This is a genomic window from Myxacorys chilensis, assembly GCF_059505265.1.
Genome location: NZ_JCACKG010000220.1, coordinates 13319 through 29564, shown reverse-complemented (window position 1 = coordinate 29564; position 16246 = coordinate 13319). Strand labels below are relative to the sequence as shown.

Here is a 16246-nt window from a genome sequence, read left to right as displayed (position 1 = left end):
AGCTTACTAAGCCGTGTGTAAAACGTCGAGTAGCCCAGTTTTGAGCAGCGCGATCGCGCCATCGGCAATGTACTGCACAGCCAGCGCTGCCAGCAACACGCCAAACAGCCGCGTGACGACGTTCACCCCGGTCTGACCTAGTTGTTTTGCCAGCACATTCGCGAGCAGCAGCAAGCCGTAAGCAATCAACAGTACGATCGCGGCATCGGCTAACACGATCTCTGTTCCAAGCGAGTAATCCTTTCCCTCATTGATCAAGATCAGTAGACTGGCTAATGTACCCGGCCCTGCAATCAGCGGAATGGCGAGCGGAAACACACTGATATCCTCCCGAATCTGCGCCTCTTGCTCTTCTTCTTTGGTTTCTCGCTCGCGATGAGCAAACACCATATCAATACCAATTTTGAAGAGCAGAATGCCTGCCGTTGTCTGAAATGCCTCCATACTGATGTCGAGGTAGCGTAGCAGAAACGCGCCACTAAACGAAAATGCCAGCAAGATGCCTGCCGAGAACAGAACAGCGCGACGGGCAATGTGAGCTTGTTCTTCTTCGGTGCGACCTCGTGCCAGCGTGATGAATAGCGGAATCAGCCCGATCGGGTCAATCACCACAAACAACGTTAAAAAGGCTTTTGCTAGAAAGGAAGGATCAATTAATTGCGCGATCGCTTGCCAAGCAGCAGGTACGGCAACGCCAAGGAACGGAGCTAAAACCATCGTTGTTAAAGAGAAGAGTAAAGAACTAGATTAACAACCTTTGCCGCGATCGTCGGTTCTGTCGCAGATAGTTGCCAATAATTCTAATGACAAACGCGCCGCTTGAGCCGAGTTGCATGCAGCAACTAGCCCAAAGAGGTATTTGATCCACGCCCTCTGACCTTAAAACTTGATCTTAGAACCGCAAAATTTCGCGATCATAGCTGTCTGGCAAAGGTTCGATTTCCCAAGTCAACGCATCTCCTGGACTGAGACAAACTTCAAGATAAAGTTGCTCAATGGCAGTCGTAGCGATGTCTTCGTTGTTCTCAAATGGCATCAAATCTTCGGTCAGTAACCGCAACTTAAACCCGCCTGGAATCAGACCTCCAATCGACGCACTCTGCAATTCAAATCGCCACACCTCTTCACTTTGTTGAAACACGCAAAACTCGTAGAGCTTACCAGCGATCGTCAGTTGCCGGACTAGCACTCTCGCTGCACCATTGGCTCCACGGGCGAGATTGGGCTGCAAGTCCATTGTGCCCCACCCAAATTGTTGAGCCAGATCAGAAATTCCAGTTTGCAGCCATTGCTGGACTGACCACGCCTCAGGAAGTCCTAACCGGCGTTGATATAAGCGCTGTCGCCAGCCGTTATGCTCTAACAACGCTCCCCACTGCTGAAATGGAACTGCCAAACGAGGAGCCAAAATTGAAGCATCACCGAGGCGATGAATTAAGGAATCCGCTTGCTCAAGCGAGAGGGCAGGTAAGGACGCGATCGCATCTCGCCGCACTTCATCCGCACAGAGACGGCGAGCCGTCCACAGTACATTGAAATCCCCGATCAGACAGTCAGCTTCTAGGCTGTAGGTGCGATCGTAGGCATCATACTGTCCCTGTTGCTTCAGCATGTGATGGGTCACATAGCCCAACACCCGAATCTCTTGATCGTCAGGATTGACATAGACCGACACATAATAGTCTCCTGCCCAACTCGGCAAGTCTGCCCACTCTTGCGGCACTCGCAACTCCTCAAAATCCGCTGCTGCTGTCGGAATGATGACCAAGCGCTGATGATCAAAATCAATGGCGGAACCGTTGACCACTTCCCAAATGCTGGACAGGCTAGCAGGATTCTTCCACACCCGCGCCTTTGAAGCATGGACTTCTTGAATCCACGGCAAGAGAGCGTCCAAGCAGATCTGATTTAGCGACGCCATCCAGCAGATTCCGTTGGCAGAAAAGGGCGATGGCTGCTGTTGCCAAAATCGCTCAATCGATGTCTCAGGGATGGCTAGATGCAGTTGAAGAATATCAGTAATCATGGACGACGCAGGAGAAAACATGAACTTGCCTCGGTTTAGGAAGGCTACCGTGAACACACACGTCTCTCGGTTCGTCATCGCCGAGATCCTCGCCCCCCAAACGGAGCGATAAACGACGTGTGTGTACACGGTAGGTTTAAGAAGGAAGGTCTGGATGAGCGTAATGCACTTTCAGCCAATCCTCCAAAATTGTACTCATGGTTTGCACTACGTTTGAGTCGAGAGATTTATGCAGGGTTGTTTGACTCCACTTGCCTAAAGTATCTAATAATCCTTGTCTTAGACTGGTAAGCCGTCTCGACACCGTGTATTGTTTCATGTCTAATTGTTTTGCAATGTCTTGCTGAGTCAGTCCCTGTCCGTAGTAAAGCTGCAATAGTCGCTGAGACGGGAGATCTAATTTGACGAGCGATCGCAGTAAAATTGCGTTTAGCTGCGATCGCTGATCGTCGCGGCTCTTTTCTTCCTCTTGAGCAATCACCTTCATAAGCGACGATTCTTGAAAGGTGAACTCAATGTCGTCTAATAATTCGCCGCTCTCTTGACCCGATTTTGAGGCATCGGCTGACACGAGCATCGGGTAAAGTAGCGATCGCGCTGCTCTGCCGCAACTAATCAGCCATTGCTCTACCAAGACGGGTGTTGTGGGTGGAGACAAAGGATCGAGCGTACTGATGCGATCGCGGTTATACTGCTGAGCGATCGCCTCGAATGTCGCTGCATCCGGTTTACCTAATTTACGAATCTTTCCATCTGTGGGTGCGTGGATGAGTTTAAAGCACTCCCAAATCAACCGATAGGACGCGATCGTAGTGGCATTGAATCCAAAGTTTTGTAATGACTCCACAAACCGTTTGCAACTCAGTTTGTGCAGCAATGCCCAATCTGTACAAATATCGACTTCCTGCCGTAAGCGCAGTGTGTCTTTAATTACGTTACTAAAGGCTAAGCTGGCATAGCTTCTTAAGCCCGAACTGTGTTGTGGATTAAACCCAGCTAAGACGCGATCGAGCTTTGCGATCGCAATTTGAAAGAAATCTGCCAGAGACGATCGAGTGGATAGATTGAGCGTCAGCTTTTGGGCACTCCAATAACACACTTCTTGTAGGTAAGCCGCCAGATGCCCGCTTGCGAGAGGATGTTCCTTCGATTGCCAGAGTTTGTGCCAGTACAACGCCCAAAAGGTTTCGGTCGGCTCAATTTGCTCAGATTGATTCCCTTGGAAGCTTGCGGAGCCATCGAGATTGGCTTGCATACTCCGTCGCAATCGCGCATCGCTGAGCCAATCGCGGGCTGCATCATTTTCAAATTGTAGGAATGTTGAGAAAAGTTCAAGAATGCTTCGACGGGGACGCATCGCGATTAGAAACCTTAACTGTTATTGACTGATATTGACTGAATCGAGCAGTTACTGAATCGAACGTTAGAACAGAAAATCGGATCAATGGCTAGTTGAAGACGTGGGAGTGAGCGTTTTGATTCCTTTGGCAGATTGGGGAGCGATCGCAGGTGAATTAAGTAGGACTAGGATCGGGCAAGGACGTAGAGGGATCTGAAGGGGACAATGGGGTAGCCGCAGGAGTCGCTGACGTTTCAGGCGGTGTTTCTCCATCTCTAAATAGACGCACAGGTTTTTGAGTCAGCAAAGCGGCTCCCTCCTCGGTTTCGGCAGGAAAAATGGCGCGGACTCGCTCCACAACTGAGATCATGTAAGTGTAGTCTGGAATCGCGCCGTTAGGAACAAATCCGGCTTCTTGAGCCACCACCGATGGCATATCATTCAGAAGTTTTTGAATGGATTCTTGCACGGTGCGATCGACGTTGGGACTGATTAAGACAAGTCCAGATGGAACGGTATGAGCGTCGGTAAACAAGATCCGAAACTCAGCTTGATTGATCTCAGTTTTATAGGTATTAAACTCTTCTAGCGATAGTGCTCCCACGTCGGCTTTGCCTTGCGCGATCGCGTCTAAAATCGCTTTCGGAGTTCCTGGAATCGCTAAACTCGCCAAGGTTAATCCATAGAGATTGAAAATGGGGAAATAGTAGCCAACGGCTGATCCCGGCTGTCCGATCGCTAAGGTTTTGCCCGCAAGCGATCCCAGAGTTTGATAAGGACTATTTTTTAGAACGACCAGCACCGATCGCAGACTACTCACGCCTACCAACGGAGCCACCGGAAGGTATCGATGTTTTGTCAGCGCGATCGCGGCAAGTCCGGGCGGAGCAAAGACAATCGACCACGCTTGCGACTTGATGCGCTCCAATGCCTTGCGCTCATTGTAGGCGGGTTCAAGCTGAACCACGGCTTGCAGTTTTTCTTCAAGGTAGCGAATCAAGCGATCGTACTGCGCGATCGTTTTCTCGCCAGAGCCATAGCTTACCGTTCCTAACACAAGCTGCTGTCGGCTAGACGAGCGAGATTGGGGGCTGCACGCGGCAATCACGAGAGAAGCTAGAAATAAACGACGAGGGAACTTTCGTTGCACAAGCTATAAACGAAGCTGAGTCTTCAAGTGAACCATTCAATTGTTTCATACCATCTTTCTTTTCAGGTAAAACAGTATTGCGAATAACCTTAGTTTTTGTTTAAATTTGCAGCATTTTCTCCATTTCATTCGATGATTAGAAGTAGATTCATCAAGAGTCACATCAGAAGACAAATCACTGCGATTCGCACCGCTAAGCTCCAAAAAATTGCTGAGTGAGCGGCTCTAGAATTGTCTGTCTATAGGATTGTCTACTGACGCAGATTGCACTTGTCTAAATTCTGAAGATTATAAACGGGTCAGAGTCAGTTTATCAGCACCGAGGTTTGAAGCATGTGGTTACAACGACTAAAATTAGGACCTAGATTTAACGTCCTGTTAGCTCTGGTATTTGTTGCAGGCTTTGCGCTGAGTGGACTTGCGCTCTCTAACGTGTTAGAAAGTCGTGCCAAGAACGAAGTCACGTCGAAGGCTCTGGTTCTGATTCAGACCATGAATTCGGTGCGCGACTATACCACGACTAACATTCAACCGCTTTTGAATCCTCGACTAGACACCGATTCTACGTTTATTGCCGAAACAGTCCCAGCTTTCGCGGCAACCGAGGTTTTTCAGCGCGTCCGCAAAGTTGATGATTACAAAGACTTTTTCTATAAAGAAGCCACGTTAGATCCGACTAATTTGCGAGACAAAGCCGATTCCTTTGAAGCAAATCTAGTCAAACGATTTCGTGAAGAATCAAATACCAAAGAGATCTCTGGTTTCCGCGATTTGCCCGGAGGACAAGTGTTTTATATTGCCCGTCCGTTAGCTGTAGGAAAAGAAAGCTGTTTGCGCTGTCACTCTACGGTCGATAAAGCACCCAAGAGCCAAATTGCAACGTATGGGGATCAGAATGGCTTTGGTTGGAAGCTGAACGATATTATTGCCGCTCAGATCGTCTCAGTTCCGGCGGAAGAGGTGTTGGAGAATTCGCGGCGATCGCTTGCCTTGATCATGTCAATTTTGCTGGGAGTATTTCTAGCGATCGTTTTTGTGATCAATTATTTGCTGAAGCGATCGGTCATTCGTCCGATTCGTCAGATGGCACGCACGGCAGAAGCCGTCAGTATGGGAGAAATGGCGACCGAGTTTGAGCAAAATAGCCGCGATGAAATTGGCACGCTGGCAGCCGCGTTTAATCGCATGAAGTCGAGTTTAGAAATCTCGATGAATTTGTTGAACAAGAAACAGTAATCTAAGCTGCATTTGAGTGGCCAATTGAAGAAATAAGTTAAAGTGTTGCGGAATCTGGGTCTGACCTGTTAAATCAGCCCTTATTTCCGCTTCTGCCACTTAAGAGAAGGGCAAAGACGTTGGCGAAATATCTAGCGATCGCTTGGCTCTCTTGGCTCTCTAAAGGCTACAGCTTCCGCAAACCCTCCAATTTCTAGCCCTAAGAGCTAGTTCACTAATTCTGAGAACTCATCACCTGTAAGGGAGTACCCATGAGCAGTAAGGGAGTACTCATGAGCAGCAAGGGAGTGCCTGCAAGCAACAAAGGAGTACCTGCAAGCAACAAAGGAGTACTCATGAGCAGCAAAGGAGTACCCGCGAGTAACAAAGGAGTACTCATAAGTAGCAAAGGGGAACTCATGAGCAGCAAAGGAGTACCCGCAAGCAGTAAAGGAGTACCCGCGAGTAACAAAAGAGTACTCATGAGCAGCAAGGGAGTACTCATTACCCATAAAGGAGAACCGCTTCTAGCTCAATGAGTTCTCAGTATTCAACCTGTCTTAAAACTTTGCGTTCAGCAATCGCTGCCGAAATTCTGCTGCCTTCTGATCATTAGGAATATTGGCAGCCAAAGTCTCAACAAACGCTACAGAAGACATCTTTGAGATTTCACCCCGCTGTCCATTCACCATCCACTTAGCGATAGGCCCGACAATTCGAGTCAATTCGTATTCGCATGTTTGAATGAATGTTTCATCGATCGCGCCTGAATTAGAAGTTGAAACCCCGCGCCCACTTCCGGTAGAAACCTGGTCTAGCTTCGGCGATTCAACGGACTTCGTGAGACGAACCCCTTCAGCGTTAGGCAACGCTGATTGCTCATCCGTTCGAGCTGGAACGGGTGATATTAACGGTAGCCGTTGCTCTAAAATGGCGCACTGTTGAGCCGAAAGATGGCTGGAGAGAGCGGCTACTAGCGCTGCAACGCTATTGGTCTCCGGTGGAATTTGGTTCAGTAAAACCGATGTGATGGGCCCGACTAACTCCAGCAAAACTTGCTTGGCAACCGCCAAATGCTCAGGAGACAGCCCTTCCGCGTCGGGAGCGGACTGGTGCAAGGTCGTAGGAGATTCGGATAGAACTGGGACGACTTGTTTCGGGGGCGTCTCTTCGGGGCGGTCTACCCACGTTTCAATCACGGCCTGCGCTTGACGCTCAAAAGTAGCGCATTTGCTGGCTGGAAGTAGCTGCGAAATCGTCTCGATCAGACCGTGAGAATGATCGGCGATCGCGGCGGCTTGAGCAATTAAGGTCGGGGCGACAGGCCCCACCAACGGCATCAGCACCAGCAGCAGGCGATGCTTTAGATCCGTTAGGGCGGGGTCATCCTCGATTGGTTCCAGCACGATCGGGGCAGATATGGACGTCGGCGTCCCACTTACCTGCTCAGAAAGCACACTCGCGAGCGCCTCTTGGGGAAACTGCAAAGCGTCTTCCTTGAAGTTGCTCGTTGCGCTAATCGCAGGCATCGGTTTGGTTGAAATCGATGGAGTTGACGCCGAAGGACTGTTCCCCGACGTCGATGGCAATACTTCAATTAAGCCTTGGGTTCCTGACAGCCAAAGATGGCAAGTCAACCCCAAGCCGTCTAAATTGGTCTGAAGCTTAGCCAGCAGCGTCGCGATCGGTAATCCGGTTTGAGGATTTGCCGCAATCAGTGCTTCTAGCAAAACTTGAGCAAACAACTCTGGATCGTCGGCAGGAGAGGCACAGGCCAGAATACACTGCCCGTAATCCGACTCCATCTTTAGATCGTCGAGCCAGTCTTCTAGACCCACTGCGCCCGGACAGTCTAAAATCACCACTTGCTGAGCCACCCGCGATCGCCGCAGTTCTTGCCGCAGCCATGCTCGACTAATCTTCACGCCGTCGCCCAAGACCAGCCAAGAGTCACCCTCCTCGGATGTCACAATGCTGCCCCGCAGATAGAGCAAGCGAGTCGCAACCTGCTGCACTGGGCTGGAGTGCGGTTCCAACGAGGCAGGATCAGACTGAAGAAAGCGGAGAATGACGTTCCGCACTTCTAGCCACGGATCAGCGATCGCGGGATAGTCGGACGGTGAGAAACACTGCAACTCAAAGTTGCCATCACTCTGCAACACTTCTGCAATTGGATCTGTCAAACTTCGAGGACTCTCGCTATAGAGGGGCTGCTCCATCAAACCGTCGATCAGCAACGCCTGCCGCTTTTGCCAGATGTGCGTTATGTGGGGCTTAAGTCCTAAAATGGTTTCACCGACTCCCTCGACAATTCGCTTCGGCGTTTGCAGCGAGTACTCAGAATGAAAATGCGTGTCTCCTTTGTTGCGCTTTTGCTGATTGACGAGCCGGAGTTGTTGATTGGTTTGCTCGACATACTGAAGCGTTTGGTAGTAGACGTAGCGGTAAAGCCCATCGGCATCAATAATGCCATGCGACCCGGCGGCTTCTCCCCGCAAGCCGCGCATGAGATAGTAGCTAAACACGCCATGCCCCAAGTCAGGGAATTCCCACGATTGCTGTCCTTGGTCGCAGGATAAGAGGGCGTAAAATCCCCGACTTTTAGCGGCTCGCTGTCGCAGCAGTTCTAGCAGGTGTGGGGTGGGATTGAGCAAAGCCGGATCAGTCGATTGACCTTTCGCTCCAGATCCTTTCGCTCCAGACAAGGTAATGTTTCCGCTATGGCAGGCATCCAGCCACACAATCTGACTATGGGCATCGCACTCCCCCAGCATTTGCAGCATTTCTTGGAGACCCAAACCCGTCTGGAGGGCATTTTGCTTTTGCGTGTCGCTGACACACAGCACAGTTTGCTGACTCGCCGGATCGACAATGCCATGTCCTGAAAAGTAGGTGAGAACAGTATCTTTCGGTTTGGCTTCTCTCACCAGTCGCTGCAAACTTGCTTGAATCGTCGCTAAAGTTGGCCTCTCGGATACGAGATCGTGATGAATCAGAAATTCTTTTTGCGGAAAGGGTTGAGTTGCCTCGCTCAAGGCTTCGCCCAATCCTTGGCAGTCTAGGGCAGCGTACCGCAACGGAGGCAGCGCGTCATCTTGGTACTGATTGACTCCAATGAGCAGCACCCAGAGCTTTGCCTCACCCGTTTCGAGGGCAGACGCAAACCGACTAGCACCAACACCAACTGGAGGCATGTTCTACTCTACCAACCCAATAAACAACACTTTAATCTAACACCCTGATCCGGCGAAACCATCACAACTGAAACCATTACAGCTAATTGTATAGAGTGTCACTTTCTCAATGCTTCTTCCATTCAAACCTGTACTTTCAAACATGTCGCCATACTGCCATTACACTGTATTCCCTACCGGAATCATGCAAACTGTAGCAAAAAATTAACTTTTAAGCCCGCTCCCCTTTACGGTTGCTTTGGAGTTTCCCCAAGGGGTAATCGCAGTTGTTCCTCAAATCACATCTTTGCGTTTTTGCAGGTAGAGCGCGATCGCGACATACACCGCCGCACTTCCTAGTAAAATCATCCAATTCAATCCGAGGTTAGGCAACGTAGCGTCATAGATCGCGTTCGGCTGAAGGGGTTGAGGAATCGGCGCTTGACCCGGAATCTGAATCGGGGCGGGGATCATTTGATTGACATCCACTAATGCGCCGTAAGCTCCTACTGACCAGCGACTCAACATCAGCCAAGACAGCTTGGTCGGAAAGCCTTGAAGTTCAAACATGATTCCGGAAAAAATTAGCTGAGGAATCATGATTAGCGGCAGAGCATTGTTTGCTTCTGTTTCTGTCTTAACAAACGTTGACAGTAACAAGCCCAAACATAAGCTGCTCAACAACGTGAAAAAGTTCGTGATTCCGAAGCCCAGTACCCAAGAGAACAGATCTGGCTCTGGAGATTTGAAGCCGATTAGCAAAGCGGCGACCATCAGCAGAGTTTGCAAAGCGGCGATCGCCGTGCGAACGAGCAGCTTTGATCCCAAATACGGCACGAGGCCCAAGTTGACCAATCGTTCGCGAGCATAGATCGCAGATTCTTTAACGATTTCTTGGGCTGATCCCGAAATGCCCACCCAAATTGCAATGCAGCCAACTACCAATACCGTTCGCAGGCAGAGAGAAGCGTGCATTGCCTCTTGTGGGGAGAGTTGCAGGAATGGATCTTGGTCATGAATGGCGAGATAAATCAGAGCAATCCCAATGGGTCCCGTCAGTAGGGTCAGGCAGAGACTCAAGCGATCGCGCCACACGAGTAGCCCGTAGCGCTGACTCAGCAATCTGAGTTGCTGAAGCGGCGATTGTCCATGCTGAATAGAGGATTTGTCTTTCTGACTCGAAGAACGCCTTGATTTTGCGGCTAACACTAGGTCTAGCTGAGCCGATTGAGTGCTGTGAAATTTAGTTGCCCAATGTTGCACCGTTGCCTGAACGTCTTGCTTAGTTTTGCCTTGATCTAACTTGATGTAAATATCGGCAAAGTATTTCAAATCGGGGGCAGGCATCTCAAAAAAGTCGAGTGCCGCAAGCGGTGACCCGAAATAGCACAGTTTTCCGCCGCGTCCCATAAACGCAATGCGATCGCAGACTTCTAGATTTGCCGTTGCGTGAGTCACCAGAATGATCGTCCGTCCCTGATCGGCTAATTCGCGCAACAGAGCCATCATTTCTTTGTCAAGTCCGGGGTCGAGTCCAGACGTGGGTTCGTCGAGAAAGAAGAGCTTTGGATCGGCCAGTAACTCGACCCCAATGCTGACTCGTTTGCGCTGTCCACCGCTCAGATCGCGAATAAAGGTCTGTTTGACATGATGCAACTTGATTTGCTCTAGCGTTCGCTGCACGACTTGGTTTACGTTGGTGTCGGGCGGCAGCCGTAGCTTGCAGGCATAGACCAAGACTTCCTCAACCGTGAGGTCACGATGCACAATGTCGTCTTGCGGCACATATCCCAACTGTGAGCGATAGAGATCAAAGTGTTGCCGCAGATCATCTCCATTCAAATAAACAGTGCCGGATTTGGTTGGTTCGATTCCCAATAAGGTTTTCATCAGCGTTGATTTTCCGGCTCCGCTACCACCCACTAATGCCACCAGTTGCCCAGGTTCGATCGAGAGCGAAACATTGTCTAAAATCACTCGTTCGTTTTTGAGCTTATCTGTCACTTTGCGAACGAGTTGAACCGCATCCAGTCGGATTTGGTTGCCGCGATCGGCGAGTTCCAACATGCCCCATTGATAGAGCAACGTAAATGGGCCAATGCGGATGCGATCGCCAGATTGCAATTTTGCAAATCGCTCGACTCGCACTCCATTGACAAACGTGCCATTCGTACTGTGATCTTGCAGCGTGTAGCCACCATCTGGAGTCTGGTACACCGTGGCATGACGGCGAGATACGACCGGGGAGTCAAGCTTCATGGCCGCATAGCGAGTTGCATCGGGTTCACGTCCGAGTTCGACGGGCGATCGCAACGGTTTCAGATCGAGTCGGAGGTTACTGGGCGTCACTGTGGGGCTACTGGCTGGATCAAGGTAAGTCAGCAGAATGCGATTGCTTGGATCTTGTCCAATTTCTAATTGCATTCCGTGTTTGAGCAGACAGCCTTGATCTGAAAGGCGAGCGTGATGAATAAAAATGCCGTTTCGACTAGGGGTATTGCCATCCCCATCATAGATGCGATAGCAATCACCTTCGCGTTGTAAAATCGCTTGTCGTCGCGATAAAACAGCCCATGTTTGTTCGGGAATTTCTAGATCAGACCACGTGCGATCGCGCCCCAACTGATATTGCTCTTCTTGCAATTGGAATCGTAGAATCTCTCCATGATTATTTAACTCAATGAAGGGCTGAGTTTGGCCGACAATAGTGGTGTGATCTAGGGTGTTTAGCATGACAGCAGATCCAAAAACAATGCATCAATTGGAGGAAGTGAGAAGAGCCTTCTGATGCTCATCAAGCAGCCTCTGATGAGGACATACGATAGAAGCAAGAGCATTATGCACTTAACAGAATTGCCCTCGCCCATCATAGGAGAGGGGCGAGGGGAACCAATCTAATTCTTGTTCCTTGTTTCCTACAGGAGAGTGTGAGGGCAGTTCAGGCGTTTCACATTGACTTTTTTCTGTCTTCTCACAGATTCGCTTAACGTCCGATCGCTTGCATGATTTGGGGCTGCAACACTTGCCCGACGTGCTGGAGTGTCGAAGTCCGTCTTTGTTGAATCTGGCTCGATTGAGGCAAACTCTGAGGTACACCCTGAGGTACAACACCTTGAGGAAGCGATTGCATAGGCGCAGCTTGTGGCATTTGTAGTGGCATTTGCGATTGTTGCATGAGCGAATTAGGCTGCAAAATCTGATTTGGCAACTGCATTCCTTGCTGCAACACCTGTGGCAACTGCATCACCTGTTGAGGCACTAACCCTCCTGTTCCTACTCCAGCATTAGGCAGAGAGCGATTCAATTGCGGAGCGACAGGCATAGACACTGCACCATTTGGCATTGGTGAGCAAGACAGAACGCAAACTTGTAGATTGTTTCGGTTTATGCCTTGATCGAAAAGCCTTAAACTAGGTTCAAGCGATAATCCTCGTTGAAGCGCCGATCCTAGAATCGGAATTTGCGAAATGTCTAATGCAGAAGCTTTTGCTGGATTAAAGAGCGTAACTCCTAGTAAGAGAGGAAGCATTGCACTAAGTTTGACAGCACAGTGAATAGAACGAGACATGATTTTACCTCTTAGTGTTACAAAACGGCTAATGAATCGAGCGAAGAAACCAGCTTTTCCGATTGGTCTTCCTATAATCTGCTACGACTATAGTTGCTCACTTATGCAATCGTTTTTGTGTTTAAGCTTATCGAATCAGAAATGTAATAACCGATGCCGAAATTCAATCGCTTGATTCGGGTTCGGAATCTTTTCTGCTAAAGCATTGACTAATGCTTCCGGCGTGAGAGTAGCGTCATTTGAGGCTCTATCTGTAGTCCTTCCGGAAGTGTTTCCATTTTTTAGTGCTTGCTGTACTAAAAACTTTGCGATCGGCCCAATACAATTCATCAACTCTTGTTCACAATTCTGGACAAACATTGCAGTCAATGATGGTGCAGAGAAATTGGCACGAATTGGGCTACAGAATGTTTCATCGTTGTGCTTAGCATTCGCTGCTTGAGGAGAAGATTGGCTCACTATGGTCACCGAATTTGTCACCGAATCGCTCAGCGGTTGGCTAACAAACGTGACACTTGGCGAGGATAGAGTATTCAAGGCAGCTATTACGTCTTGAGCCGAGAGATAGCGCTCCGTCGGCTTGGCATTCAGCATTCTGCCAAGAACCTGAGCAACGCGATCACTAACTTGAGCATGATCCCGCCACTGCCACTCCAGCGAGCACGAATCCATCAGCGTTTGAGGCTCTTTTCCGGTCAGCAAAACCACCGCCGTGACCGCCAGCGAATACAAATCGCTGCTCGGAAAACACTGCCCCATCCAGATTTGCTCGTGCGGCGCGTAGCCAACCTTGCCCACAACAGAATGCTTACGCGAATAGCTCGGTGCGCCTTGAACTTGCTCAAGTGTCCATCTGCCCACCCCAAAATCAATCAACATTGGAGTGTTGTGATCTTGGTGCAGCATGATGTTGTCAGGTGAAATATCTCGGTGAATGATCTTACGATCGTGAATATAGTCTAATACTGGTAGAAGTTGATGCAACCAGTCAACAACTTCAGCTTCAGAAAACATTTCGCCTCGCTGATGGCGCTCTCGCAATAGCGAGGAATAAGTACAGCCCTTAATGTATTCTTGCACCAGAAATAAGCGTCCGTCTTCCTCAAAATAAGCGAGGAATTTTGGAATTTGAGGATGCTCGATCTGATGCAAAATTTTGGCTTCTTGCTCAAACAATTCGCGGGACTTCTGAATTTCATAATCACCCACCCGATGCGGCAAGAATTCTTTCAGCACGCACAGTTCATCAAACCGATGGCAATCGGCGGCTAAGTAGGTTCGCCCAAAGCCACCCTGACCCAGAAGACGCTGAACACGATAGCGATCGCCCAACATGGTTTGCGGAGATACACTAGAATCCGAGGTGAACAAGGATTGTGTAATATGCTCTAACGAACCATCAACGTAGAGCTTGAGCGGAACCATCTCAGTTCTGCCGTTAGATTTCACTTTGGCGTAGACAATCTTGACAAATGCGTCCCCTAATTGATGCTCAACCATTTCAGCCTCCTTATGAATCTGCCATCCTCCAACGACTTGGGCGAAAGGTTGCCCAGTTGAGATGATTGATTTGCTTCTATCTCTTAGTAAGACTGACTTAGATCATTTATGCAGACCCCGGCTAGAAGAGCTTGTAATCAGGACGCCCGAAAAGAATTTGGAATTTTCCCGAAATTCAGAATTTAGACTGCATCTAGGTTTCATCCCTTTGCGATCGCGAAATCTTAGAAGAAATCTGGAGGACGCTGCATAAACCAGATGGAGGAGTCGTAATGTTGGATGTGAGAGAAAACAATCCAAAGTCACAACCTTGAAACTCACGAATCTCAACGCTTAAGTAACTGCATTTGCAACAGATGAGTCAACTTAAAAATAACGCTCAACGCAAGATGCATAAACTAAGAAACGAGTCGTAGTTAACCAGTGAGACGGAAAACACTTCTCAAACTCAAACACACTCTACTCAACAAAAGGAAACACGATCATGGCATCCGTAAAATCTTTATCCATCTCCTTGTTTGGTCTTCTATCTGCAACATTATTATCGGCTCCTGCCTTTGCTCAAAATGCCGCCTCAGTGATTCAAACCTCTGAGCAAGATGCAGCTCAACTCGGTCAGGGAAACGTGGCAGTGCAAGGCAACATGCAATCAGGAATTGTAACTCAGACTGGCGTTCCTTTTCCCTTCGGTGGCGGAATTAATGGCGCAGTTGTTCAACAAGATAGCGAGCAAGGAGTCGCTCAAGTGGGCATCCGCAACACCGCCATTCAAGGAAATGTCACCACAGCGGATGTCTTGCAAGGTACACCTGGATATCCCTTCTACTACCCAGCTCCTGGCATCAATGGCGCAACGGTACTACAAGGCAGTCACCAAGACGTTCTGCAAGCTGGTCACGGTAACTCTGCTGTTCAAGGTAATGCAACCGATGCAACCGTGATCCAGCACTAATCTCAACTCTCGAATGACTGATCTTCACGCTTACGGTTTGCCGATTTTTAGGATTGAGAAATCGGCAAACTACCTGATTCATCCAACGTCGACATTCAACTTAATCAACTTAGGGAAATTCACATCATGTCTGCTAAATCCTTCAAATTCTGTGCATTGGCTGTTGTTACTTCAATCTGTGGTTTTGCGGCGGCTCCCGCCTTTGCTCAAAACGCAGCCTCTGTGATTCAAACCTCTGACCAAAATGTTGTGCAAAACGGTAGCGGTAATGTCGCAGTGCAAGGCAATGTGCAAACTGGAGTTGTGAATCAACTCGGCGGGGACGTCCCTTACGCTGGAATTCAATGCTTTGTTGCTCCTTGCCAGCTCCCCGGAGTAAACGGTGCAACGGTTGTACAAGGCAATCATCAAACCATTGACCAAGTTGGAGTGGGCAACACGGCAATTCAAGGCAACTCTAGCACGGCTAATGTGCTGCAAGGCTTGGGTTCCTACCCGTTCCCTTACTATCCGGCTATGGGTGTGAATGGTAGCCAAGTGCTGCAAGGAAATGCTCAGACTGCAACCCAAGTTGGGGTAGGTAACTCTGCTGTTCAAGGTAACGCAGCAAATGCAACCGTATTGCAGGACTGACAAAGCATATCACCCACAAAATTAGATGCCCCCCCGCGCTAAGGTTTGCCGATTTCCTCACCGCGCTGCTGCTAAAATCGGCAATTTCTTTCTAAATTTCTTGTGGGCACGATCGGCTCTGCCAAGCTCACAGAGGTTGCTTTACGAAGTCCGTTGGTCGCTACTCACTCTTCGTCTCTACTTATCCTTCGCTCTTTACACTCTGGAGATTATTATGTTCAAACCCCTCTCCCTTGGCTTACTCACTGCGCTTCTGCCTTTCTTGCCATCCTTGACGCCTGCTGCCTCTGCTCAATGTGTCATGTTAGATGTGTCTAACCAGCTAGCTATTCATGGCTCTCGCACGCCTTCGACGCAAGAGAACAACGTCAGTATGGCAAGCAAGGGCGACTGTGTTGGAGGAGCAGCCGTGACCACAAACGCTCAGACTGCTGTTACTCCTGGCGATGCTACGCAGATTCGTAACAGCAATTCTACGATTACCAATGGAGCGCAGGGTGTGCCAAACGTTCCGGGTTTAGGTAGTCCAACAATTCAGATTCCGGTTAACACTCAAGTTGATGTCTATAGCCCTGCACTAGACCCATCGTTTATGAATGGACTCTTTAGCGGCATACCAAAGCCAAACATCGGCTAATGATGAGATGTACCAAATGATTCCCATCCCAATTGATACAGAATTCAGTTGCC

Annotated in this window: 13 protein-coding genes; 4 read left to right on the top strand and 9 right to left on the bottom strand. The window is 49.2% G+C overall.

Annotated elements, in window-relative coordinates:
* Positions 1-6: 6 nt before the first annotated feature.
* The 4 genes from AC5JLB_RS22120 to AC5JLB_RS22105 form a co-directional block, all read right to left on the bottom strand.
* Complete coding sequence (locus AC5JLB_RS22120) at positions 7-717, bottom strand: MarC family protein (RefSeq protein WP_495875987.1); 711 nt, start codon at positions 715-717, stop codon at positions 7-9.
* 175 nt (positions 718-892) lie between these two features.
* Positions 893-2104, bottom strand: coding sequence for a DUF1822 family protein (locus tag AC5JLB_RS22115; protein ID WP_495875986.1), 1212 nt, complete (start codon positions 2102-2104; stop codon positions 893-895).
* A 58-nt stretch (positions 2105-2162) separates the two neighbouring features.
* The gene (locus tag AC5JLB_RS22110) at positions 2163-3383 is read right to left on the bottom strand and encodes a sigma-70 family RNA polymerase sigma factor (protein ID WP_495875985.1); all 1221 of its coding nucleotides are present in this window, start codon (positions 3381-3383) and stop codon (positions 2163-2165) included.
* Positions 3384-3540: 157 nt separating this feature from the next.
* Complete coding sequence (locus AC5JLB_RS22105; RefSeq protein WP_495875984.1) at positions 3541-4515, bottom strand: phosphate/phosphite/phosphonate ABC transporter substrate-binding protein; 975 nt, start codon at positions 4513-4515, stop codon at positions 3541-3543.
* Between the two features lie 333 nt (positions 4516-4848).
* Between AC5JLB_RS22105 and AC5JLB_RS22100 the strand changes: the two genes are divergently transcribed.
* Entirely contained in the window at positions 4849-5751 is a 903-nt protein-coding gene (locus AC5JLB_RS22100) for a Tll0287-like domain-containing protein (protein WP_495875983.1), read from the top strand.
* Positions 5752-5965: 214 nt separating this feature from the next.
* On the opposite strand, the gene AC5JLB_RS22095 is transcribed toward AC5JLB_RS22100, so the two are convergent.
* The 5 genes from AC5JLB_RS22095 to AC5JLB_RS22075 all read right to left on the bottom strand — a co-directional run bounded on the left by AC5JLB_RS22095 (position 5966) and on the right by AC5JLB_RS22075 (position 13971).
* Positions 5966-6130: a hypothetical protein gene (locus AC5JLB_RS22095; RefSeq protein ID WP_495875982.1), complete on the bottom strand. Its 165-nt coding sequence runs from the start codon at positions 6128-6130 to the stop codon at positions 5966-5968.
* A 160-nt stretch (positions 6131-6290) separates the two neighbouring features.
* Positions 6291-8924: a DUF8082 domain-containing protein gene (locus AC5JLB_RS22090; protein WP_495875981.1), complete on the bottom strand. Its 2634-nt coding sequence runs from the start codon at positions 8922-8924 to the stop codon at positions 6291-6293.
* 273 nt (positions 8925-9197) lie between these two features.
* Entirely contained in the window at positions 9198-11636 is a 2439-nt protein-coding gene (locus AC5JLB_RS22085; RefSeq protein ID WP_495875980.1) for an ATP-binding cassette domain-containing protein, read from the bottom strand.
* 250 nt (positions 11637-11886) lie between these two features.
* The gene (locus tag AC5JLB_RS22080; RefSeq protein ID WP_495875979.1) at positions 11887-12471 is read right to left on the bottom strand and encodes a hypothetical protein; all 585 of its coding nucleotides are present in this window, start codon (positions 12469-12471) and stop codon (positions 11887-11889) included.
* Positions 12472-12606: 135 nt separating this feature from the next.
* Entirely contained in the window at positions 12607-13971 is a 1365-nt protein-coding gene (locus AC5JLB_RS22075; protein WP_495875978.1) for a protein kinase domain-containing protein, read from the bottom strand.
* 484 nt (positions 13972-14455) lie between these two features.
* Between AC5JLB_RS22075 and AC5JLB_RS22070 the strand changes: the two genes are divergently transcribed.
* The 3 genes from AC5JLB_RS22070 (at position 14456) to AC5JLB_RS22060 (ending at position 16193) form a co-directional block, all read left to right on the top strand.
* The gene (locus AC5JLB_RS22070) at positions 14456-14923 is read left to right on the top strand and encodes a hypothetical protein (RefSeq protein WP_495875977.1); all 468 of its coding nucleotides are present in this window, start codon (positions 14456-14458) and stop codon (positions 14921-14923) included.
* Positions 14924-15049: 126 nt separating this feature from the next.
* A complete protein-coding gene (locus AC5JLB_RS22065; RefSeq protein WP_495875976.1) occupies positions 15050-15556 on the top strand; it encodes a hypothetical protein in 507 nt (168 codons plus the stop codon).
* A gap of 214 nt (positions 15557-15770) precedes the next feature.
* Positions 15771-16193: a hypothetical protein gene (locus tag AC5JLB_RS22060; protein ID WP_495875975.1), complete on the top strand. Its 423-nt coding sequence runs from the start codon at positions 15771-15773 to the stop codon at positions 16191-16193.
* Positions 16194-16246: the final 53 nt, after the last annotated feature.

What these genes read in the sequence shown, in the direction of transcription:
- AC5JLB_RS22120 (WP_495875987.1), bottom strand. Translation starts at nt 717, where the DNA reads ATGGTTTTAGCTCCGTTCCTTGGCGTTGCCGTACCTGCTGCTTGGCAA.
- AC5JLB_RS22115 (WP_495875986.1), bottom strand. Translation starts at nt 2,104, where the DNA reads ATGACGAACCGAGAGACGTGTGTGTTCACGGTAGCCTTCCTAAACCGA.
- AC5JLB_RS22110 (WP_495875985.1), bottom strand. Translation starts at nt 3,383, where the DNA reads ATGCGTCCCCGTCGAAGCATTCTTGAACTTTTCTCAACATTCCTACAA.
- AC5JLB_RS22100 (WP_495875983.1), top strand. Translation starts at nt 4,849, where the DNA reads ATGTGGTTACAACGACTAAAATTAGGACCTAGATTTAACGTCCTGTTA.
- AC5JLB_RS22095 (WP_495875982.1), bottom strand. Translation starts at nt 6,130, where the DNA reads ATGAGTACTCCTTTGTTACTCGCGGGTACTCCTTTGCTGCTCATGAGT.
- AC5JLB_RS22090 (WP_495875981.1), bottom strand. Translation starts at nt 8,924, where the DNA reads ATGCCTCCAGTTGGTGTTGGTGCTAGTCGGTTTGCGTCTGCCCTCGAA.
- AC5JLB_RS22085 (WP_495875980.1), bottom strand. Translation starts at nt 11,636, where the DNA reads ATGCTAAACACCCTAGATCACACCACTATTGTCGGCCAAACTCAGCCC.
- AC5JLB_RS22080 (WP_495875979.1), bottom strand. Translation starts at nt 12,471, where the DNA reads ATGTCTCGTTCTATTCACTGTGCTGTCAAACTTAGTGCAATGCTTCCT.
- AC5JLB_RS22075 (WP_495875978.1), bottom strand. Translation starts at nt 13,971, where the DNA reads ATGGTTGAGCATCAATTAGGGGACGCATTTGTCAAGATTGTCTACGCC.
- AC5JLB_RS22070 (WP_495875977.1), top strand. Translation starts at nt 14,456, where the DNA reads ATGGCATCCGTAAAATCTTTATCCATCTCCTTGTTTGGTCTTCTATCT.
- AC5JLB_RS22065 (WP_495875976.1), top strand. Translation starts at nt 15,050, where the DNA reads ATGTCTGCTAAATCCTTCAAATTCTGTGCATTGGCTGTTGTTACTTCA.
- AC5JLB_RS22060 (WP_495875975.1), top strand. Translation starts at nt 15,771, where the DNA reads ATGTTCAAACCCCTCTCCCTTGGCTTACTCACTGCGCTTCTGCCTTTC.